This is a genomic window from Amycolatopsis sp. TNS106, from assembly GCF_019330265.1.
Classification (GTDB): domain Bacteria; phylum Actinomycetota; class Actinomycetes; order Mycobacteriales; family Pseudonocardiaceae; genus Amycolatopsis; species Amycolatopsis lurida.
In genome coordinates this window covers 8,031,803-8,052,509 of record NZ_CP024972.1, presented here as the reverse complement: position 1 = coordinate 8,052,509, position 20,707 = coordinate 8,031,803, and the positions used below count along the sequence as shown (strand labels likewise).

The following is a 20,707-nucleotide window of genomic DNA, read 5'->3' as shown; positions in this document are numbered from 1 at the left end:
GGTAGAGACCAATGGTCTGTTAGTCTGGCCGCCATCATGCCCCGCATCCTTATCCGCGTCGCCGCGCTGATCGCCGTTCTCGCCCTCCTGTTCGGAGTGCCGTGGTGGACGATCGTCGGTTCCCCCGAGTTCCCGGCCGCGCTCGAAGTCCTCGGCACGATCGTGTTCGCCGCCGCCGCGGTCGCCGTCCCCGTGTGCATGATCCTCGGCCACGGCCCGTGGCAGCGTGATCTCGCGGCGAAGATCGGCGACCTCTCCCTCGGGCTGATCTGGCTGCTGTTCTCCTTGTCGATACTCGGAAACGTGCTGCGTCTCGTCCTCGCCGTGTCCGGAGTGGACAGTGCGGCGGGAATCGTGTCCGGCGTCGTCCTGGTCGCCTTCGCGGTGCTGGCGGCGTACGGGATGTTCGAGGCCCGGCGCGTGCCGAGGCTCAAGGAACTCGATGTCGTGCTGCCCCGCCTCGGCGCGGGACTCGACGGCCTCCGCTTCGCGATCATCACCGACACCCATTTCGGCCCGCTGAACCGGGCGAAATGGTCGGAGAAGGTCGTCGAGGTGGTGAACGAACTCGACGCGGACGTCGTCGCCCATGCGGGTGACCTCGCCGACGGTTCCGTCGCGAAACGCCGGGAGCAGGTAGCGCCGCTCGGGAAGGTGCGGGCGAAACTCGGCAAGTTCTACATCACCGGCAACCACGAGTACTTCGGCGAAGCGCAGGCCTGGCTCGACCACATGCGCGACCTCGGCTGGGACACGCTGCACAACCGGCACGCGAAGGTCCGCCGAGGCGGGGACACGCTCGTCTTCGCCGGGATCGACGACCCGACCGGCACCGCCTCCGGCCTGCCCGGTCACGGCCCCGACCTTCCCGCCGCGCTCGACGGCGTCCCCGCGAGCACTCCGGTCGTCCTGCTCGCCCACCAGCCGAAGCAGGTCAAGCAGGCCATCGAGGCCGGTATCGATCTCCAGATCTCCGGGCACACCCACGGCGGCCAGATCTGGCCGTTCCACCTCCTGGTGCGGCTCGATCAGCCCGTACTGGCCGGTCTTTCGCGCCACGGCGAGCGCACTCAGCTCTACACGAGCCGCGGCACCGGTTTCTGGGGACCGCCGCTGCGCGTCTTCGCGCCCAGCGAAATCACCCTCCTGACCTTGCGAAACGGCAAGTAGTCACCCCGTTGCGACACCACGCGGTGTCCGCCAGGCATTACCGACAAATTTTTTTGTCTTGACAATCGAGGCTTTCGGAGCGAAGGTGGTCCCAACGCACCCAGCGCCCCGAAAGGCAGAACCGATGACCATCACCGCCAGCCGCATCCACGTCGCGCTCCCGGCCCGCGCCCTGCTCGCCTGTGGCGCCGTCTCGGGCCCGCTGTACTTCCTGACCACGCTCGTCCAGGCCGCCGTCCGCGACGGCTTCGACCTGACGAAGCACCCGGCGAGCATGCTGAGCAACGGCGACGCGGGCTGGATCCAGGTGACGAACTTCCTGGTCTCCGGGGTCCTGGTGATCGCCGGAGCGATCGGCCTGAGCCGGACGCTCGAACCGGGCAGAGGCAGCACGTGGGGGCCACGGCTGCTGGGGGTCTTCGGCGTCAGCATGCTCTTCGCCGCGGTCTTCAAGGCCGACCCCGGCAACGGCTTCCCCGCCGGCACCGGCCCGGGCACCATCAGCACCGCGGGCGTCCTGCACATGGCCGCCGGTTCGATCGGCTTCCTTTCGCTGATCGTCGCGACCTTCGTGTTCGCGAGCCGCTTCTCCCGCGAAGGACACCGCGGCTGGGCCGTCTACTCCCGCGCCACCGGCATCGCGTTCTTCGCCTCCTTCGCCGGGATCAGCTCCGGCAACGCGAACGCCCCCGTGATGCTCGCCTTCTGGGCCACCGTGATGCTGGCCTGGGGCTGGGTCACCGCCGTCATCCTCCGTTCCGCTCGCTAGACCACCCGAGGAGAATTCCCGCCATGAGCACCGTGACCTCGCAAGACGGCACCACCATCGCCTACACCCGCACCGGCTCCGGCCCCGCCGTCATCCTGGTCGACGGCGCGATGTGCCACCGCGAGTTCGGCCCGGCCACGCCGCTGGCCGCCGAACTGGCCCCGCACTTCACCGTCTACACCTACGACCGCCGCGGCCGCGGCGAGAGCGGCGACACCGCGCCGTTCTCCGTCGCCCGCGAAGTCGAGGACATCGCCGCGCTGATCAAGGAAGCGGGCGGAACCGCCCACGTCTACGGGATCTCGTCCGGCGCCGCGCTCGCCCTCGAAGCCGCGAAGGCCGGGCTCCCCATCACGAAACTGGCGGTCTACGAGTTCCCGCTGGTCGTCGACGACACCCGCCCGCCGGTCCCGGCCGACTACGCCGAGCGGCTGGAGAAAGCCATCGCCACCGGCAAGCCCGGCACCGCGATCAAGACCTTCATGCGGGAAGGCGTCCGCGTCCCGGCTCCGGTCGTGTTCACGATGCAGTTCATGCCTGCCTGGCCGAAGCTGAAGAAGGTCGCGCCGACGCTGCGTTACGACGCCGCCCTTTTCGACGGTCTGCACGACGGCACCCCGCTGCCCGAGGGGCACTGGGCGAGCGTTTCCGTGCCGACTCTGGTCATGGACGGCGGCAAGAGCCCCGCGTGGATCCGCAACGGTGTCGCCGCGCTGGCGAAGGCGGTGCCCGGCGCCGAGTACCGCACGATCGAGGGCCAGACGCATATGCTCAAGCCGAAGGCCGTTGCCCCGGTACTGATCGAGTACTTCACCGACTGACGGAGCGATCACGATGATCGAACTGGTCGAAGGCGACCTCACCGAACAGCAGGTCGACGTCGTGGTCAACGCCGCGAATTCGTCACTGCTCGGGGGCGGCGGGGTGGACGGCGCGATCCACCGCCGCGGCGGACCGGAGATCCTCGCCGAATGCCGCGCCCTGCGCGCGGGGCACTACGGCAAGGGACTGAAGACCGGAGAGGCGGTCGCCACCACGGCGGGCCGCCTCCCGGCGCGCTGGGTGGTGCACACCGTGGGGCCGGTGTGGTCCGACTCCGAAGACCGCTCGGCTTTGCTGGCCGCCTGCCACCGCAACTCACTGCACGTGGCCGCCGACCTCGGCGCGCGCACCGTGGCGTTCCCCGCGATCTCGACCGGGATCTACCGGTGGCCGGTCGAATCCGCGGCGGAGATCGCCCTCGAGACGGTGATGACCACACTCTCGGCCGGGTCGTGCTCGGTGGAGCTGGTGCGGTTCGTCCTGTTCGGGAAGGCCGCCTACGACGTGTTCCGCGAGCAAGCGGAAGCGATGGGTCTCGTGAGTGGTAAGGACGGTTAGAACCGTCCTCACCACTCACGAGACCCGCTACACACCCGCCGGCGAACTACCCTGCTCGACCACCACCCGGGCCACCCCGCTCCCGTCCGCCGGAACCGCCCAGATCGCCGAGTCCACGCCGTACGCCACGGTCCGGTCGTCGAGCCAGGTCGCCTGGTCGTCCACGCTGCGCGTCTCGGCCAGCATGGTCTCCTTCCCGGACGCCAGCTCGAGGACGGCGAGCCGCCACGGCGCCGAGGGATCGGCGGAAACCTTCTTCTTGAAGGCGATCCGCTTCCCGTCCGGTGAGAGCGACGGGCATTCGACGTTCTCCCGGATCATCCTCGCGACGAGTTTTTCGTAGTCCGCCTCGACCAGGTACGTCTTCCCCTTCGTCCCCACCGTCGCGTAGAAGCGCTTGCCGTCCGGGGTGAAGGTGATGCCCCAGTAGTTCACGTCGGACGAGTAGTACGGCTTGCCGTCGAGCAGGAGCCCCATCTCCTCGATGCTCTTCATCAGTTTCCCGGAGGTCAGGTCGAAGATCCCCGCCCTGGTCGAAAACCCGGTCTCCGCGTAGGAATCCCCGTTGACGAACAGCGTCCAGTAAGCGAGCTTCCCGTCCGGGGAGACCCGGCCGCGGCTGGGGGTGCCGGGCAGTTCGATCCGGCGGATCTCCGTGAGGTCCTTGTCCAGCACGATGACGTCGGTCATCGGCGGCAGCACCCCCGGCTGCGCGGCCAGGCACAGCGCGGTCCCCGCCGAGGCGGCGAACCGGTCGCAGCTGAGGCCGGACACCTTCCTCGGCTCGCCGGGCCGGTCGGCCGGGACGGTCGCGAGATGGCCGAAGTCCGGGCCTTCGGCGGTGTTGCGGAACAGCAGCTGTCCCTTGGCCTGCACCGAAATCGGTTGCCCGGACACGACGGCGACGGAGTTGACGTCCGGTCCGCGGTCCCGGGAGAGGACACCGTAGCCGACGGCCGCCGCGATCAGGACGACGACCGCCGCCACCACGCCGAGGATCCGCGCCTTCATGCGTAGGTCCGCAAAGGACGGAGCACGGCCGCCGCGACCACCACCACGGCCAGCGCGCCCGCGGCGACCAAGACCGCGGCGTGCAGATCCCAGGTGGTCCAGGCGAGTCCGAAAAGGACGGACGCGAGCATCCGCGTGGTCGCCTGCCCGGTCTGCACCAGCGCCAGCCCGCTCGCCCGCTGGTGCTCGGGCAGCAGCGGCCCGGCGGCGGCCATCAGCACACCGTCGGTGGCCGCGTAGAAGACACCGTGCAGCACGAGCGCCAGCACCGCGAGGATGCCGCCGTCCACCGGCCCGAGCAGCGCCAGCAGCGCGACGACCAGCGCGACGTGCCCGCCGAGGAACACCTTCCAGCGGCCGATCCGGTCCGAAAGCCTGCCGAACGGAACGGCGAGCAGCAGGTACACGCCGGCGGTTCCCAGCGGCAGCAACGGAAAGAAGACCGCGCCGAGTTCCCAGCGGCGCTGCAGCACGAGGTAGAGGAACGAGTCGCTGAGGGTGACCAGGCCCAGCAGCGCCGCCCAGACGCAGATCCGGCGGAACGACGCCTGCCGGATCAGGCCGGCGGTCTCGCGCAAGGAGACCTTGGGGCGTTCGGCCCGCGGTTTGGGCTGGTGGTCCTTGACCAGCACCACCAGGATGATCACGCCGATCGCGGCGATGCAGAAGCTCGTGAAGAACACCGAGTCGTAGCTGCCGAGGCTGAGCCACAGCACGGCCATCGCGACCAGCGGGCCGAGGAACGCGCCGAAGGTGTCCATCGCGCGGTGCACACCGAACGCGCGGCCGAGGTGTTCCGGCTCGCTGCTCAAGGTGATCAGCGCGTCCCGCGGCGCGGTCCGGACGCCTTTGCCGGTGCGGTCGGCGGCGAGGACCGCGCCGATCGCGACGGTGGACGAACCCGCCATCATCAGGCCGATCTTGCCCAGCGCGGAGAGGCCGTAACCGAAGCAGGCGACCGCCTTGAGCCGCTGCCACCGGTCCGCGAGATGCCCGCCGACGAGCCGGACGACGGCGGTGACACCGGAGTAGAGGCCGTCGAGCACGCCGAACTGCAGGGGGCTGAGGCCGAGACCGAGGACGAGGTAGAGCGGCAGTACCGCGGTCACCATCTCCGACGAGATGTCGGTGACCAGGCTGACCAGGCCGAGCGCGACGACGTTCCCGGTGACGGCCCGTTTCACGCCGCTCTTCGGGACATCCGCCGCGGCGTCCGCTCCTCTACTGGTGGCTATGTACACAGGAGACCTCCAGCGCCGTGAGGAGGTGCCGGATCGCGACCCGGCACCTCCTCACGGGGATCAGTGGCAGGTGTAGGTGGGAGAGGAGTCGATGGTCTTGCCGTCCAGACCGATCAGCTGGGTCGAGAAGGCGTTGTCCGACATGTTCAGCTTGAGCACGCCGTAGGTCGAGATCGCCTTCGCCGTGGCCGGGTGCTCGGTCTTGACCGGGTACAGGCTCGCCCCGCCACCGCCGCCGATGATCTGCACCGGACCCGCGGGGTCCTTGGCGCCGGCGGCGTTCTGCGGATGGAACCGCTCGTAGTGGTGGTCGTGCCCGTTGAGCACCAGGTCGACCTTGTTCTGGACCAGGGTCTCCCAGAGGGTGGCCATCTTGCTGTTGTCGCCGTGGTCACCCGAGGTGTAGCGCGGGTGGTGGTAGTACGCGGCGACACAGGGCTTGGTGTTGTTCTTCAGGTCCTGCTTGATCCAATTCAGCTGCTCGTCGCTGATCGCGTTCGCGGCCAGGCCGGGCGAGAACTCCGTGCTGTCGATGGCGACGAAGTGCCAGTTGCCCATTTCCCAGCTGTAGTAGGTCTTTCCGTTCGGCGTCGCGATCTTGCCGAAGTACTGCTTGTAGGCACCGAGCGGGGTGTGGTCGTAGGTCTCGTGGTTGCCGGGGACCGGGTGCATGATGTTCTTGTACTTGCCCCAGGTCTTGTCGAAGTACTTCGTGAAGTCCTCGATATGGGCGTCGTCGTACTGGTTGTCGCCCATGGTGATGACCGCGGCCGGATTCATCTGGCCGACCAGCGCGGCCGTCTTCGGGTGGATGCACGAAGACGACGAAGCGGTGCACTGTTCGGCGATGTCACCGGAGGCGGCGAGGACGAACGACGAACCGCCCGCCTGGGTGGTCGCCTGGATCTGGTTGCTGGCCGCCGAGGTGTTGCCGGCGGCGTCCTTCGCGCGGACGGTGTACGTGTACGCGGTCGACGCGCTCAGCCCGCTGTCGGTGTACGACGCGGTCTCGGTCGTGCCGACGACCTGCCCGTTCCGCAGCACCTCGTAGCCGCTGACGCCGACGTTGTCCGTCGAGCCGGTCCACGTCAAGTCCACAGTGGACGCGGTGACCGAACCCGCCTTGAGGTTCGTCGGCGCGGTGGGCGCCTGCGTGTCGCCGGAGGAGTCCGACGTCCCGTAAACCTGCATCTCCCAAAGGGAGTAGCCGTAGCCGGTGGCGCGTTTCGTGCCGACGAGGCGCAGGTACCGGCCGCGCGCGGCCAGTCCGGTGAGGTCGTCGGTCCCGCCGTTGCCGTTGGTGACGGACTTGATCGGGGTCCACGCCGAGCCGTCGTTGGAGACTTCCAGCCGGTACGCGGTGGCGTACGCGGCTTCCCAGTTCAGCTTGACCCGGTTGATGGCCGAGGGGCCGCCGAGGTCGATGCGGATGAACTGCGGGTCGACGCCTTCCGTGCTCGCCCAGCGGGTGGTGCTCTTGCCGTCGACGGCGAGCGGACCGCCGTAGGAGGAGGACTCCACCGAGGAGACCAGGACGGCTTTACCTTGGGACAGAAGGACATCAGCGGCTTGGGCGTTACCGCTGAGCAGCGTCGGCAACAGAATGGCGGCCGCGCCTAGTGGCAGTAGTCGGGTTCGGGCCTTCACATCGATCTCCCCGGGAATCCGTGGCGGCGGGTTGAGAGGGACGGGTGCGCGGCGTTCACTTCGAGTACACATGTTCGTTTGGTAAGTTTCCTAACGAATGCGTACGGTAATCCGTGCCACTCAGTGAGTCAAGACGTAGACTCGTCCCATGACCGGCGCATTGATCTTCGATTTCGACGGGACGCTGGTCGACACCGAGGCGGCCGTCCTCGTGGCTTGGCAGGAGACCTTCCGCGCCCGCGGCGGCGAGCTCCCCCTCGACGTCTGGCACACCGTGATCGGCACGCAGAACACCGCCGTCGCGATGTTCGAACTGCTGGAGAAGAACGACGAGAACCTGGACCGGGTCGCGGTCCGCACCGGCGTCCGTGCCAGGGTCATCGAGCTGCTGGAATCGGTGGGGCCGCGTCCCGGCGTCCAGGAGTACCTCGAAGACGCGAAGGAGCACGGCCTGCGGCTGGCCATCGCGTCCAGTTCGACCGGCGACTGGGTCACCACGCACCTGAACCGGCTGGGCCTCGCGGACGCCTTCGAGGCCGTCCTCACCGGCGACCTCCACGAGGCGAAGCCGAGCCCCGACCTCTATCTGGCCGCGCTCGCCGCGCTGGACCTGCCCGCGAGCGAGGCGATCGCGTTCGAGGACTCGCCGCACGGCGTCACCGCGGCCAAGGCCGCCGGGCTGGAGTGCGTCGCCGTGCCGAACGAGATCACCGCGGTGCTGAACTTCGACCACGCCGATCTCGTCCTCGGCTCACTGGCCGACAAACCACTCGGCGAGTTACTCAACCGTTGAGCAGTTCGCCCAGCCGGACGAGGAACGGGCGCTGCCCCTTGAGCAACTTCTCCTCCGCTTCGGCCAGCGTGAACCAGCCGACCCTGTCGACCTCCGGGAACTCCTGCGTCCGGCCCGACCGCGGCGGCCATTCCATCTCGAAGGTGCCGGGCACGACCTGAGCCGGGTCGAGGTCGCCCTCCACCGCCCAGACCGTCACGACCTTGCCGCCGGACTGCTTCACCACGCCGAGCGGGAGGTACTCCCCCTCCGGCGCCGGCAACCCCAGTTCCTCCTCGAACTCGCGCCGCGCCGCGGCCTCCGGCGTCTCGTCCGGCTCGTACTCGCCCTTGGGCACCGACCAGCCGCCCGCGTCCTTCTTCGCCCAGAACGGCCCGCCCATATGCCCGAGCAGCACCTCGGTCACCTCGCCCGGCCTGCGGAAGAGCAGGATCCCGGCACTCGTCTTACCCGCCATGCCGTCCAGTCTGGCCTTGCTCCGATCGGGTGATGTGACCGGCCCGCGAAAAAAGTTTCCGCCCGGATGTCGATTCGCGCCGCGCCCGTCCGACGCGTTGTCAGAAGCCGCCCGACAGACTCTCCCGGAAGGACCGGAACCATGACGCAGACCACCGCCCCCGCCCAGACCACCGCCACCACCCCGCGTGCCGCCAAGGCCCAGGGCGCGATCCAGTCCGCCGTCCGGATCGTCGTCTCGTTCCTCTTCCTCTGCCACGGTTTGCAGGGATTCGGATTCTTCGGTGGCGTCGACGGCGCGGGCGGCTCGGTCGAACTCGGCTCCTGGCCCGGCTGGTACGGCAGCGTGATCGAACTCGTCGGCGCCGCGTTCGTGCTGGTCGGCCTGTTCACCCGCCCGGTCGCGGTGCTCCTTTCCGGCGTGATGGCGTACGCCTACTTCACCGTGCACGCCCCGGAAGGCCTGCTGCCGCTGCAGAACATGGGCGAACTGTCGACCCTCTACTGCTGGATCTTCCTGCTGATCGCCGCGATCGGCCCGGGCACCTACGCCCTCGACACCCTGCGCCGCCGCCGCTGACCGAAACGCGATTAAGGCCCCTTTCCTGGAACCATTCCAGGAAAGGGGCCTTTCGAGCGCGAACCTGTCGATTCGCTGTCAATAAATTCGGGCATACCATGGAATTACCCCCCGAAAGAAAGTTCCCTGCCGATGGGGGTATCCGGCATCCTCTATCGCATCAATGGTTTAGACCACCTTGAGCCGGAAGGATGCGTCATGACCCAGACAGCCGCCGCCACGACCACCGAGGTCGGCCCGACCGCTCCGAAGTGGCAGGGACTGGCCCTCTCCGTCGTCCGCGTAGTGGTCTCGTTCCTGTTCCTCTGCCACGGTCTGCAGAAGATGGGACTCTTCGACAAGCCCGCCGTGGCGTTCGGCACCTGGCCCGGCTGGTACGCCGGGGTGATCGAAACGGTCGGCTCGCTGCTGATCCTCGTCGGCCTGTTCACCCGCCCGGTCGCGGTGCTGCTCTCGGGAACGATGGCGTACGCGTACTTCGTCGTACACCAGCCCGACGCGCTGCTACCCCTGCAGAACAAGGGCGAGATGGCCGCCCTGTACTCCTGGATCTTCCTGCTGTTCGCGGTGGTGGGCCCGGGCACCTACGCCCTGGACACCCTGCTCCGCCGCCGCCGCAAGTCCTGAAGCTGCCGGCGCCCCGTCGGCAAAGTCCGTGAAGGCCTCCTTGAGGGACTCTGGGTCCCTCAAGGAGGCCTTCACGGACTCGGCCCCGCACCCAACCGCAGCACGAGGCCTGAGCTTCCACCGATGCTATGAAGGTCGGTCAGCGGCCCTGTGGCAACCCGGCGGCCAGGTCGGACAACGCCAGCACGTGCTCCATCAGCACGGTCAGCACCTGCTTCGTCGACTCGCGTTCCCGCGCGTCGCACAGCAGCAGCGGGACGTCCATGCCGACGTCGAGCGCCTGCCGGACCTCCTCGGTGCCGTAGCGGTAGGCGTTGTCGAAGCAGTTGACGGCGACGACGAACGGCAGGCCGCGGCGCTCGAAGAAGTCCACGGCCGCGAAGCAGCTGTCGAGCCGCCGGGTGTCGGCCAGCACGACGGCGCCCAGGGCGCCTTCGGCCAGCTCGTCCCACATGAACCAGAACCGGTCCTGTCCGGGAGTGCCGAACAGGTACAGGATCAGCTCGGGGTTGATGGTGATGCGGCCGAAGTCGAGGGCCACCGTGGTGGTCGTCTTCTTCTCGACACCGGTGAGGTCGTCGACGCCCTCGGACGCCGCGGTGATGACCTCCTCGGTGCGCAGCGGGGGAACCTCGCTGACCGAACCGACCATCGTGGTCTTACCGACCCCGAACCCGCCGGCGATGAGGACCTTGACCGCGTTCGCGGTCAAGGATCGCCGGGGCTCAGAGTTTCCGGATGCCATCAAGAACCGCCTGGAGTACGTGTTTGTTGGGGGTGTCGGTGACCGGGGTCGCGGTGCGGAACAGCACGAGGTTCTGCTCGATGAGGTCGCTCAGCAGTACCTTCACCACCGGCAGCGGCAGGTCTATGCGCGCGGCTACCTCCGCGACGGAAGTCGGTCTCTGGCACAGGTTGAGGATCCGCCCGTACTCCGGCTCGAAGCCTGCCACTTCCTGCGAGGAGCGCATGGCGACCACCAGGGTGATCAGATCGAGGCCGATCGTGTCCGAGCGGGTGCGCCCGCCCGTGACGGCGTACGACCGGACCAGCGGCCCGGCCTCCTCCTCGAACCACGACTCGTGCCGCCCGCTCATGGCGACGTGGGAGTCGCGGCGCGGGGCGCCGAGGTGAGCACCGCGCCGACCCGTTTGACCATCAGGTTCATCTCGTAGGCCACGAGGCCCATGTCCGCGTCCTCCTTCGCCAGCAGCGCGAGGCACGCACCGCGGCCCGCCGCGGTGACGAACAGGAAGGCGTGGTCCATCTCGACCATGGTCTGGCGGACGTTGCCGCCGCCGAAGTGCCGTCCCGTGCCCCGCGCGAGGCTCTGGAACGCCGACGCGACCGCGGACAGGTGCTCGCCGTCCTGCTCCGACAGGTTCCCGGACCGTCCGATGAGCAGGCCGTCGGAGGACAGGACTACCGCCCTGTCGGCACCGGCGACACGCTTGACCAGGTCATCCAGCAACCAGTCGAGTTCACTGACTCCCGCGTTGGCCATCTAGTCACGATCTCCGTACATGTCGAGGTCGGTGTAGTCGTCGGTCGGTTCGGTGTCCCGCGCGCGGCGCGTGCCCTGCTGGAACGCGGCGAGCCGGTTCCTCGCCAGCTCGGGGGTGTCCTCGCGGACCTCCTCGCGCTGGGCGGCGGGCCGGTCCTCCATCAGCTGGGGGACCAGGTTCGCCTGGCGGCGGCGCTGCGGCAGCGGTGGCCTGCCGGGCGCCTCGGGGCCGGGCCGCCGGGTCTGCGGCGGACGGCCGTCCTGCGGCCGGGTGTCGGCGGGCGGCCAAGCAGGCGGCTGCGCCGGCTGCGGACGTCCCTCGGCACGCACGGGCTCGGGGCGGATCGGTTCGGGGCGCGGAGTCTCCGGCCGAGGCACTCGCGGCGGGCGCGGGGGCAGCGGCGGCAACGCGCCACCGGGCTGCTCCGGGGCCTGCTGCTGAGGCTGCGGCTGGGGTGCGACCGGCATCGGCACGGGCAGTTCGGGCCGCTCCGTAGGGATCTCGGTGCGGTGGCGGGCACGACGGCCCGGAAGCAGCGGCGCGGCTTCCGGCACCTCGGTGCTCTCGGGGTCCACCTCGTCCTCCGGCTGATCAGACGGGACCGGCGCGAGCAGGTCGGTGCGGACGAGCACGATGGCCCTGGTGCCGCCGTACGCGGATTCGCGCAGGTGCACGGAGATCCCGTGCCGCGCGGCGAGGCGCGCGACCACGAACAGGCCCAGCCGTGGCTCGGCTGACAGGGCCATGATGCCGAAGTCCGGCGGATCGGCCAACATCGCGTTCAGCTCGGCGGCCTGCTCGGGTTCGATGCCGAGGCCCTGGTCCTCGACCTCGATCACGACACCCTTGCCGACCACGTTGCCCCGCAGCTCGACGCGCGATTGCGGCGGCGAGAAGGAGGTCGCGTTGTCGATCAGCTCGGCGAGCAGGTGCACGAGGTCGCCGACGACCGGGCCCTGCACCGCCATCGCGGGCATCTTCGCCGTCTTCACCCTGGCGAAGTCCTCGGTCTCGGCCGAGGCGCCGCGGGTCAGCTCGGCCAGCGTCACCGGCTTGCGCCACTGACGGCCGGGCTGCCCGCCACCGAGGATGATCAGGTTCTCCGCGTTGCGGCGGGCGCGGGTGGAGAGGTGGTCCAGCTGGAAGAGTGTGTCCAGCTGCTCCGGGTCCTCCTGCTTGCGCTCGGCCTGGTCGAGCACCTTGAGCTGACGGTGCACGATGACCTGGCTGCGGTGCGCGATGTTGAGGAACACCGTCTTGGTGCCCTCACGGGTCCTCGCCTCTTCGACGGCGGCCGCGATGGCGGTCTGCTGCGCCTTGTTGAAGGCCTCGGCGACCTGGCCGATCTCGTCGTCGCCGTGGTCGAGGAAGTGACCCTTGTCGTCGAGGTCGACGGGTTCACCCGCCCGCACGCGGTCCACCAGTTCGGGCAGCCGGATCTCGGCGACGTCGAGGGTGTCCTCGCGCAGCCGTGCCAGCCTTCCGATGAGCCGGTTGGACAGTCGCAGGGCGACCACGAACACGCCGATCGCCACCAGCAGCGCGATGGCCGCGGCGATGGCCGACGTGATCAGCGTCCGGTCGGCGTCGTCGACCGCCTGCGTCGTGGCCGTACCACTCTGCTCGACGAAGCCGCGCATCATCGCGTCGCTGACGCCGCGCGCGGCCTGAAGCCACGTCTGCTCGGGGATGGGGAGCGTGGCCTTGCTGTTCTGCAGGAAGGTGTTCTCGACCGTCGTGACGGCCTTCCACGGATCGCTCGCGACGAGCTGGTCGAACTTCGCCTTGACGTCCGGGATCATCCGCGAGACCGACGACTCCAGCTGCGAGCGATAGGAACCGACCTCGGTCACGTAGGCGCGGTAGGTCTCGTCGGTGAAGCCGCCGCCCGCGACGGCCGCGGCGGCGAGCGCGTTCGCGCGCTGCATCTGGTCGATGGCGGTGAACAGCGGGACCGCGGTGATCCGCTGGTAAGCGTTCTCGGCGTTCGGCGCGTCCTGCGCCAGCCCGGTGAGACCTTCGACGAACTGGTCGAGGATCTGGTTGTAGTAGGTGAAGGCGTCCAGCAGCGGGAGCTGGCCGGAGTCGGCCGACTGCCGGATCTGCGGCGCCTTCTGGAGAAGCCCGTTCAGCGTCGCGATGTTGCGCTGCACGCTGTCCGGCGAGTCGCCGACGAACTTCTGCAGATGCGCGGCGACTCCCTGTGCGGCGGCGTCGGTCTTGGCGCGCTGCTCGACGAGCGTCGCGTGCTGCGCCCGGTCGCCGGCGAGCTCGCGCAGGGTCAGGCGCCGCTCTTCCTGCACCTGGACGAAGAAGGGGAGAGCAGGCGCTTCCGAGTCACGGATTCGCTGCGCGTAGTCACGGCCGTTGACCGCGTCGAAGATCAGGTACCCGCCGATCGCCAGACCGACCAGCATCAGCGCGATGCTCGGAATGAGCGCGATCGTCAGAACGCGCGAACGAATCGAAGAGCCGCGGCCTCGTCGAAGGGAAATCTGCTTCACCGTGGTCCGTTTTCCTTCCGGCAGTTTTTGGTGTCGGGTCGCCGGGGATTCCTACCCGCGGGATCCGATAGCCGGATCAACACAGCGTGGTCCGCTCCGCCCGCGAAGACGCTAGGAGACCCAAACGGGTGAGTCAAGCCCAGACGCGAAGGGTAGTCGCGTATGGCCGTGACCTGCTGACAAGAGGCAGCCGGACCAGGAAAGTCCACCACGTGGGACGGGGTGCCCGGCCAAGTGACTCACCAGTAGATCACCTGGCGGTTTACCGCAGGCAGCGGCTTGATCGTCACTCTACGGATTCGATCAAGTCACACCTCACGGCCTCCGCGACCCGGCCGGAAAACCGGCGAAAACTACTCGCCGTGACGTCGCTCACGCTTTCGGATCAGAGCTCCACATACCGTTCGGTTTGCGAACGACATCACCGCGGAGCAACGCCGTCGTAACGCCCTTCGCGCCACGAAATCGATAATTTCCGCCGCCCATTGCCGGCGATTCGGCGAAACGATCTTCGTCGGGCCTGCCGAGCTCGTCGTCGAGGAGCGCCTCGACTCTCCCGGAGGCGTCACGAAGGAGGCGGGTGCCCGCCCAGCACAAGGTGACCACCCCGCAGATCAGGATCACGACGAGAGCGGTCTCGACCGGATACCGGGCACCGAATTCGTTGAGCAGAAATCCGGAGGCGGCACCGGAAACGGCGATGGCGACATAGGTGAACGACATGATCCCCTCCCTCTCCCGGCGCCGCGTCCCGCGCCTCGCCGGTAAGACGAGCGACGCGGGTTTTCCTTACGCCACAGGGGAAGGACCTACGTCACACACGCGGCGAGCGAAGGTCGAGATTAACAGCGGATTCGCGGAAGATCGCGCGTTCTCCCCCACTGGGGCGAGGCGATCACCTCTTTGCCACACATTCTCGAATGAGTTTCACCCTTCTCACCACGCCCAGTGTGCCGAAGTGAGCACACTTCGAAAATCATCGAAATTCCCGCAGTGTCGCCACGGCGCGAAGCACCTCACCGTAGGTGGTGTAGAGCGGCGCCAGCCCGAAACGCAGCACGTTGGGCGGGCGGAAGTCGCCGATCACGCCGCGATCGATCAAGGCCGCCATCGTCTTGGCCGCGTCGTCGTCGACGACGGAGATCTGGTGGCCGCGGTCCTCACCGCGCGGGGTACGGATCGTCGCGCCGTCCAGGAGCTCGTCCGCGCACCGGAAGAAGAAGTCGCCGAGCGCGAGGCCCTTCTTCCTGAGCACTCCGCGGTCCACGCCGTCCCAGACGTCGAGGGCCGCGTCCAGCGCCAGCAGCGAAAGGATGTCGGGTGTGCCCGCGCGGCCTCGCGCGATGCCCGCGTCCGCCTCGTACGCGCCCCGCATCGCGAACGGGTCGCGGTCGCCGGCCCAGCCCGCCAGCGGCTGGTCGAACCTGTCCAGCCACTTCGTTGCCACGTAGAGGAAAGCGGGCGAGCCGGGGCCGCCGTTGAGGAATTTGTAGGTGCAGCCGACGGCGAGGTCCACGCCCGCCGCGTCGAGTTCGACGGGCAGCGCGCCGACGCTGTGGCAGAGGTCCCAGAGCGCCAGCGCCCCGGCGCGGTGCAGTGCCGCGGTCAGCCCGGCCATGTCGTGGGCGCGCCCGGTGATGTAGTCGACGTGGTTGATCAGCGCGACGGCCGTCCGCTCGCTCACCTGGGCGGGCATGTCCTCGGCGACGACCCGGCGCACCGTGCGCCCGGTCAGCCGGGCGACCTCGTCGGCGATGTAGCCGTCGGTCGGGAAGGTGTCCGCGTCGACGAGGATTTCGTCACGACCGGGGTTGAGGCGGGTCGCGGCGACCAGCGCCTTGAACAGGTTCACGCTGGTCGAATCGGCCACGACGAGCTGCCCCGGCGCGGCTCCCACCAGCGGCGCGATCCGTTCGCCGACCCGGACCGGAGCCTCCCACCAGCCCTCCGACCAGGACCGGATGAGCCGCCCGCCCCACTGCTCGCGGACGACCGCGGCGACGCGTTCGGCCACGTGCTTCGGCGGGGCGCCGAGGGAGTTGCCGTCGAAATAGGCGACGCTCGCGTCGAGGTCGAATTCGTTTCGCTTGTGCGCCAAGGGATCGGTCGCGTCCAGCGCCGCGGCCTCGGCTACGAGATCAGTCACGATGGTCATCGTCGGCGAGTGTGTTCCAGAAGTCCAGCTCGTACGCCTGGAACAACCGCGCGTGGGTCCGGGCGTCCTTTTCGGACAGATCGCCGGCGTCGAGCGCGGCCTGTACGGCCTGGACGGCCAGCGCCTCGAGCTCCGGCGACGGCGTGCCGAAGAAGTCGAAGAAGGCACATGCCTCGTCGTCGAAGCCGTATCGCTCGCGCATCGCGGTGGCGATCGCGGCGCAGTACCGGCCGAAGGCGGCGAAGTTGGCGACGATCGCCACGATGACGTCCGCCGGTTCGCCGTTGAGCGCGAGCCAGGCGACGAACGCCGGGTACGCCTGGCATCCCGCGCGGGGCTCGAAGCCGGGCCGCTCTTCGGCGAGCGCCGCCAGCTTGCCGAGCGCCAGCCCTTCACCCGAAGCCAAGGCCGCGAAGAACTCCCGCGCCCGCCCCTCCCGCGAACGCGACGCGAGATGGAGGAAACTGCGCCAGTCGCTGCGGACGATCCGGTACTCCTCCGCGGCGATCGCGGCGAAGACCTCGCGCGGCGCCTCGCCCGCCTCGACCAACGGGACGAGCCTGTTCTCGTCGTCGCGGGGCGCCAGTTCCGCCTGGACCGCGTCGATCAACTCGCGTGCCGGACCGGTCATCGTCGAGGCTCCTCCTTGTTCGGGACTGACGCGGTGAAAACGGAAAAGGTGGACATTTCGCGACTCACGACCGTGGCCGCGATTCTCTATCCAGCACTGCCGACAGCCCTTACAGTGTGCCTGATCAGGCAGCATCGAGGAGGCCAGCGTTGACCACCCAGCCGACCGTCGCCGAGCAGATCGAAGGCCAGACCATCCCCGCCCTGCTTCACCGCAACGCCCAGGAGTTCGGTGACCTGCCGGCGGTCACGTCACTCGACATCGAGGGCAAGCCGACCCTGAACTGGGCCGAATTCCGCACCGCCATCGCGGAGGTTTCCCGAGGACTCGCCGGCCTCGGGCTCGGCGTCCGCGACCGGATGCTGATCATGGCGCCGAGCAGCCCGGACCACCTGATCGCCGATCTCGCCGCGGCCCATCTCGGCGCGATCCCCTGCACCGCGTACGCGACGCTCAGCCCGGAGCAGATCGGGTTCGTCGCCCGGCACAGCGCCGCCGGCATCGTCGTCCTCGCCGGTGCCGACGAACTCGGCCGCTGGTCGCAGGTCCTCGACGACCTGCCCGCGCTGCGGCACGTCGTCCTGCTCGACGCGTCCGTGATCCCGCCGGACGACAAGCGGTTCCTGTCGTTCGCCGAGCTGCGCGCGGCGGGCGCGGAGGCACACGCCGCCGACCCGCAGGCGTTCGAAACCGCGTGGTCCACGATCACTCCGGACGACCCGCTGTCGATGATCTACACCTCCGGCACCACCGGCGACCCCAAGGGTGTCGTGCTCTCGCACCGCAACGCGATCTACCAGGCGGTCGCCGTGCAGAGGCTGCACGAGTCCCCGATGCACGCCACGAACATCGCGTACCTGCCGCTCGCGCATATCGCCGAACGCGAACTGTCGATCTACATGCCGATCGTGTGGGCCGGGCACGTGCACACCGTCGCCGACCCGACCGGCGTCGTCGGCGCGCTCGGCCAGGTGCACCCGAAGAGTTTCTTCGGCGTACCGCGGGTGTGGGAAAAGATGGCGGCAGGCCTCAAGAACCTGCTCGGCTCGCTGCCGGAAGAGAAGCGCGACGGCCTGATCGCCGCGAACGAACTCCTGCAGCAGGGCTACAAACTGCGCAGTGACGGCAAGGAGGTGCCGCCGGAACTCGCCGAGAAGATCGCGCGGACCGACGCGGCCGCGCTCGCGCCGGTGCGGGCGATGCTGGGCCTCGACCAGATCGAGGTCGCCTCCAGCGGTGCCGCCGCGCTGCCGGTGGAGGTCCTGTACTTCATCGCCGGGCTCGGCGTCGAGATCCAGGAGGTCTGGGGACTGTCCGAGACCACCGGCGCGGTCACCTCGAACTCACCGTCGGCGTTCAAGGCCGGTTCGGTCGGCCGCCCGCTGGAGGGCATCGAGGTGAAGGTCGCCGAGGACGGCGAACTCCTCGTCCGCGGCGCGATCGTGTTCCTCGGCTACCTGCAGGCGGACGGCACGATCGAACCGGACGTCGACGCCGACGGCTGGCTCGCCACCGGCGACATCGGGACGATCGACGAACGCGGCTTCGTCACGATCACCGACCGCAAGAAGGAACTGATCATCACTTCGAGCGGCAAGAACATCGCCCCGACGAAGATCGAAGGTCTCCTCAAGGAACACCCGCTGATCGGGCAGGCCGTCGCGATCGGCGAGAAACGGCCGTACGTCACGGCGCTGATCGTCGTCGACGACGAGATCGCGCCGGGCTGGGCGACCGCGAACGGCATCCAGCTCGCGGAAGGCGAATCGCTCGCCGACAACGCGGAGATCCGCGCGGAGATCGACAAGGCCGTCGAGGCGGCGAACGCGCGGCTGGCCAGGATCGAGCAGATCAAGCGGTACCACGTGATCCCCAAGGCGTGGACGCCGGAAAGCGGCGAGGTCACCCCGACCTTGAAGCTGAAGCGGCGGGTCATCAACGACCGCTACGCGCCGACGATCACGGATCTGTACGCGGCCTCCGCTCCGGAACCCGCCCCCGCCGCCGGTTCCTGAGCCGTAACACTCGTGATTGGAGGCGTAACTCGCGTGTCTGGAGGCGTAACTCGCGAGTTACGCCTCCAAGCACGTGAGTTACGGCTTCAAGCACGCGAATCACGTCTTCGAGCACGGGACGAAAGGAGTCGCGATCGGCAAGCGACCGCTGCTAACTTGCCGCCGTGGATCTCTTCTCCCGCTCGTGGGCGGCGCTCCTCGCCGCTGTCGCCGAAACCCCCGACGAAGACTTCGCCAAGCCGTCCGGCTGCGCCGGCTGGCTGGTACGGGACCTGGTGTGTCACCTGGTGATCGACGCCCAGGACGTCCTGATCACCCTCGCCACTCCCGCCGAGACGGAACCCACGCGTGACGCGGTCACCTATTGGGAGCTCGCCGACAAGCCGCCCACCGGCGAGGACGACCTCGACGCGCTGATCGTGCGCCTCGCCGCCGCCTACCAGGAGCCGCGGCTCCTCAAGTTCCACCTCGACGACGTCGGTTCCGCCGCGGGCCGGGCCGCCGGCCTCGCCGACCTGGCGACGCGGGTCGCCACCCGCGACATCGTCCTGACCGCGGGCGACTTCCTCTCCGCGTACGTCCTGGAGTGGACGCTGCACCACCTCGATCTGGTCGCGTATCTCCCGCACCTCGACGGCCCCGCCGCCGACAGCCTCGCCCGGACGCGGCAGATCCTGGAGCAGCGCACCGGCGAAACGTTTCCGGCGTCGTTCTCCGACACGGACGCGCTGCTGGTCGGCACCGGCCGCCGTCAGCCGACGGACGCCGAGAAGGCCGCACTCGGCGACCTGGCCGCGAAGCTGCCGTTCGTGATCGGCTAATCCGGACGACACTCGTGATCGGACGGACGACTCGCGTGCTTGAACGGACGACACGCGTGACTGGACGGACGACACGGCCGTGTCGTCCGTCTGATCACGCGAGTCGTCCAGCTGATCACGCGTGTTGGCCCTCGCGACCCGCGTGATCAGGCGGTCCGCGTCGACTCGGTCCATTTGCGCAGCCGGGGCGGGACACGCTTTTCGAGGCCGTAGTTCTCCAGGTGCGCACTGAAGACCTCGTCGAAGGCGCGCTGCACGGTCTCGGTGTCCCACACCGGCCGCTCGAGGATGGGCTGCTTGAGGAACGGCTGCCCCATTACGTGCAGCTGCGGTCCGTTGCAGCGGATCATCTGCCCGGTGATGCCGTCGGATCCGGAGCCGAGCAGGAAGAGCACGACCGGCGCGATCCGCGACGGCGTCCGGTCCGGCGGGCAGGCCCGCAGCGACCGCTCGGATTTCCACACCATCCGGGTGTGCGCGAGCGGGCAGACCGCGTTCACCCGGATCCCGCTCTCCTCCAGGTCGAGCGCCCACGAGTAGGTCAGCGAAGCGACGGCGCCCTTGCTGGCGGCGTACACGCCGAGCTTGCGCTGCCCGAGCGACGCACCCGACGAGATGTTCACGATCGAGCCCGGCTTGCCTCGCGCCACCATCGCCTTGATCGCGGCGAGCCCGGTGTACATGACGCCGAGGACGTTCACTTCGATCAGTTCGCGGGCCTGTTCGACGTCGTCCTCCCACGGCAGCGCCTCGTAGTTCAGGCCCGCGTTGTTGACCAGGCCATCGATCGCGCCGAATTCGGCGAGGCACAGGTCGACGATCTCCTGTGCCTGCTCCGGATCCGCGACGCTGTGCCCGCTGGCGACCGCCCTCCCGCCGAACCGGCGGATGTTCTCCGTCGTCCGTTCGGCCAGTTCGGCGTCGATGTCGTTGACCACGACGGCCCCGCCCGCCCTCGCGACGTGCACCGCGAACGCCTCGCCGAGGCCCCGTCCCGCCCCGGTCACGACGACGGCCTTGTCGTCGAGCAAACCGTTCATCGCCTTCACCCCTTTGACCCAAGCCGGCCTCCACCTCCAGACCGGTCTCTACTCAGTGTTGGCCCATTCGGCCCAACCGGAGCGCGGGCGGCGGCGAACGGCGGCCCGGCTGCGCCGAGCGAGGGCGGGGCGATCGGCGCGCAGATACCCGCGGGCGAGTCAGGCCGATGTCACCCACCGGTCAGACGGCGTAGCCCGATCAGCTCAACAGGCGAAGGATTCCTCCGTCTTCTGTTCGTCTCCCTGTAGCCGGAGGCATACTGAACGTTGTCCGGCGGGACGACAACTGTGACTCCCTCGTCGACCGCGTAACACGGCAGGCAAGAATGCGAGGGACGGAAGTTCACCCGATCGGGGGGAGG

At 68.8% G+C, this 20,707-nt stretch carries 21 protein-coding genes; 9 read left to right on the top strand and 12 right to left on the bottom strand.

Features of this window, described 5'->3' with window-relative positions:
- The first annotated feature begins 36 nt into the window (after window positions 1-36).
- The 4 genes from CVV72_RS37345 (at window position 37) to CVV72_RS37330 (ending at window position 3,319) form a co-directional block, all read left to right on the top strand.
- Window positions 37-1,170 carry a metallophosphoesterase gene (locus CVV72_RS37345; RefSeq protein ID WP_219149020.1) on the top strand — a complete coding sequence of 378 codons (1,134 nt, stop codon included), beginning with the start codon at window positions 37-39 and terminating at the stop codon, window positions 1,168-1,170.
- A gap of 124 nt (window positions 1,171-1,294) precedes the next feature.
- Window positions 1,295-1,939: a DUF998 domain-containing protein gene (locus tag CVV72_RS37340; RefSeq protein ID WP_219149018.1), complete on the top strand. Its 645-nt coding sequence runs from the start codon at window positions 1,295-1,297 to the stop codon at window positions 1,937-1,939.
- A gap of 23 nt (window positions 1,940-1,962) precedes the next feature.
- Window positions 1,963-2,760: an alpha/beta fold hydrolase gene (locus tag CVV72_RS37335; RefSeq protein WP_219149016.1), complete on the top strand. Its 798-nt coding sequence runs from the start codon at window positions 1,963-1,965 to the stop codon at window positions 2,758-2,760.
- 13 nt (window positions 2,761-2,773) lie between these two features.
- Window positions 2,774-3,319: an O-acetyl-ADP-ribose deacetylase gene (locus CVV72_RS37330; RefSeq protein WP_219149014.1), complete on the top strand. Its 546-nt coding sequence runs from the start codon at window positions 2,774-2,776 to the stop codon at window positions 3,317-3,319.
- A 27-nt stretch (window positions 3,320-3,346) separates the two neighbouring features.
- Here the strand turns inward: CVV72_RS37330 and CVV72_RS37325 are convergent, their stop codons facing one another.
- From CVV72_RS37325 to CVV72_RS37315, 3 genes are read right to left on the bottom strand one after another with little or no spacing between them, the layout of a single operon-like run.
- Complete coding sequence (locus CVV72_RS37325) at window positions 3,347-4,330, bottom strand: hypothetical protein (RefSeq protein WP_219149011.1); 984 nt, start codon at window positions 4,328-4,330, stop codon at window positions 3,347-3,349.
- A complete protein-coding gene (locus tag CVV72_RS37320; RefSeq protein WP_126732749.1) occupies window positions 4,327-5,571 on the bottom strand; it encodes an MFS transporter in 1,245 nt (414 codons plus the stop codon). Before CVV72_RS37320 ends, CVV72_RS37325 begins: the two co-directional genes overlap by 4 nt.
- Before the next feature lie 60 nt (window positions 5,572-5,631).
- A complete protein-coding gene (locus CVV72_RS37315; protein WP_255632383.1) occupies window positions 5,632-7,218 on the bottom strand; it encodes a discoidin domain-containing protein in 1,587 nt (528 codons plus the stop codon).
- 148 nt (window positions 7,219-7,366) lie between these two features.
- Between CVV72_RS37315 and CVV72_RS37310 the strand changes: the two genes are divergently transcribed.
- The gene (locus tag CVV72_RS37310) at window positions 7,367-8,011 is read left to right on the top strand and encodes an HAD-IA family hydrolase (protein WP_219149009.1); all 645 of its coding nucleotides are present in this window, start codon (window positions 7,367-7,369) and stop codon (window positions 8,009-8,011) included.
- Here CVV72_RS37310 and CVV72_RS37305 read toward each other — a convergent pair.
- Window positions 8,001-8,468: an NUDIX domain-containing protein gene (locus tag CVV72_RS37305; protein WP_219149007.1), complete on the bottom strand. Its 468-nt coding sequence runs from the start codon at window positions 8,466-8,468 to the stop codon at window positions 8,001-8,003. The two genes, CVV72_RS37310 and CVV72_RS37305, sit on opposite strands and share 11 nt — an antisense overlap.
- 141 nt (window positions 8,469-8,609) lie before the next feature.
- On the opposite strand from CVV72_RS37305, the gene CVV72_RS37300 reads away from it, so the two are divergent.
- Both CVV72_RS37300 and CVV72_RS37295 read left to right on the top strand, forming a co-directional pair.
- Window positions 8,610-9,047, top strand: coding sequence for a DoxX family protein (locus CVV72_RS37300; RefSeq protein ID WP_219149005.1), 438 nt, complete (start codon window positions 8,610-8,612; stop codon window positions 9,045-9,047).
- A gap of 198 nt (window positions 9,048-9,245) precedes the next feature.
- Entirely contained in the window at window positions 9,246-9,674 is a 429-nt protein-coding gene (locus CVV72_RS37295) for a DoxX family protein (RefSeq protein ID WP_219149003.1), read from the top strand.
- Window positions 9,675-9,813: 139 nt separating this feature from the next.
- On the opposite strand, the gene CVV72_RS37290 is transcribed toward CVV72_RS37295, so the two are convergent.
- The 7 genes from CVV72_RS37290 to CVV72_RS37260 all read right to left on the bottom strand — a co-directional run bounded on the left by CVV72_RS37290 (window position 9,814) and on the right by CVV72_RS37260 (window position 16,469).
- Complete coding sequence (locus CVV72_RS37290) at window positions 9,814-10,419, bottom strand: ATP/GTP-binding protein (RefSeq protein WP_026466899.1); 606 nt, start codon at window positions 10,417-10,419, stop codon at window positions 9,814-9,816.
- Complete coding sequence (locus CVV72_RS37285) at window positions 10,400-10,771, bottom strand: DUF742 domain-containing protein (RefSeq protein ID WP_034315285.1); 372 nt, start codon at window positions 10,769-10,771, stop codon at window positions 10,400-10,402. The genes CVV72_RS37290 and CVV72_RS37285 overlap by 20 nt, the downstream gene beginning before the upstream one ends.
- Entirely contained in the window at window positions 10,768-11,178 is a 411-nt protein-coding gene (locus tag CVV72_RS37280; RefSeq protein WP_016336740.1) for a roadblock/LC7 domain-containing protein, read from the bottom strand. The genes CVV72_RS37285 and CVV72_RS37280 overlap by 4 nt, the downstream gene beginning before the upstream one ends.
- A complete protein-coding gene (locus CVV72_RS37275) occupies window positions 11,179-13,683 on the bottom strand; it encodes a nitrate- and nitrite sensing domain-containing protein (protein WP_219149002.1) in 2,505 nt (834 codons plus the stop codon). It abuts the gene before it with no gap.
- A gap of 372 nt (window positions 13,684-14,055) precedes the next feature.
- Window positions 14,056-14,406: a hypothetical protein gene (locus tag CVV72_RS37270; protein ID WP_219149000.1), complete on the bottom strand. Its 351-nt coding sequence runs from the start codon at window positions 14,404-14,406 to the stop codon at window positions 14,056-14,058.
- A 253-nt stretch (window positions 14,407-14,659) separates the two neighbouring features.
- Complete coding sequence (locus CVV72_RS37265) at window positions 14,660-15,838, bottom strand: kynureninase (protein WP_219148998.1); 1,179 nt, start codon at window positions 15,836-15,838, stop codon at window positions 14,660-14,662.
- Window positions 15,822-16,469: a transcriptional regulator gene (locus CVV72_RS37260; protein ID WP_219148996.1), complete on the bottom strand. Its 648-nt coding sequence runs from the start codon at window positions 16,467-16,469 to the stop codon at window positions 15,822-15,824. Before CVV72_RS37260 ends, CVV72_RS37265 begins: the two co-directional genes overlap by 17 nt.
- A gap of 149 nt (window positions 16,470-16,618) precedes the next feature.
- Between CVV72_RS37260 and CVV72_RS37255 the strand changes: the two genes are divergently transcribed.
- Both CVV72_RS37255 and CVV72_RS37250 read left to right on the top strand, forming a co-directional pair.
- Window positions 16,619-18,484, top strand: a complete 1,866-nt coding sequence (locus tag CVV72_RS37255; RefSeq protein ID WP_219148994.1) for a long-chain fatty acid--CoA ligase — start codon at window positions 16,619-16,621, stop codon at window positions 18,482-18,484.
- Window positions 18,485-18,648: 164 nt separating this feature from the next.
- Window positions 18,649-19,305, top strand: coding sequence for a maleylpyruvate isomerase N-terminal domain-containing protein (locus CVV72_RS37250; RefSeq protein ID WP_219148992.1), 657 nt, complete (start codon window positions 18,649-18,651; stop codon window positions 19,303-19,305).
- A 146-nt stretch (window positions 19,306-19,451) separates the two neighbouring features.
- Here CVV72_RS37250 and CVV72_RS37245 read toward each other — a convergent pair whose 3' ends face one another.
- The gene (locus CVV72_RS37245) at window positions 19,452-20,345 is read right to left on the bottom strand and encodes an SDR family NAD(P)-dependent oxidoreductase (protein ID WP_219148989.1); all 894 of its coding nucleotides are present in this window, start codon (window positions 20,343-20,345) and stop codon (window positions 19,452-19,454) included.
- Window positions 20,346-20,707 lie beyond the last annotated feature (362 nt).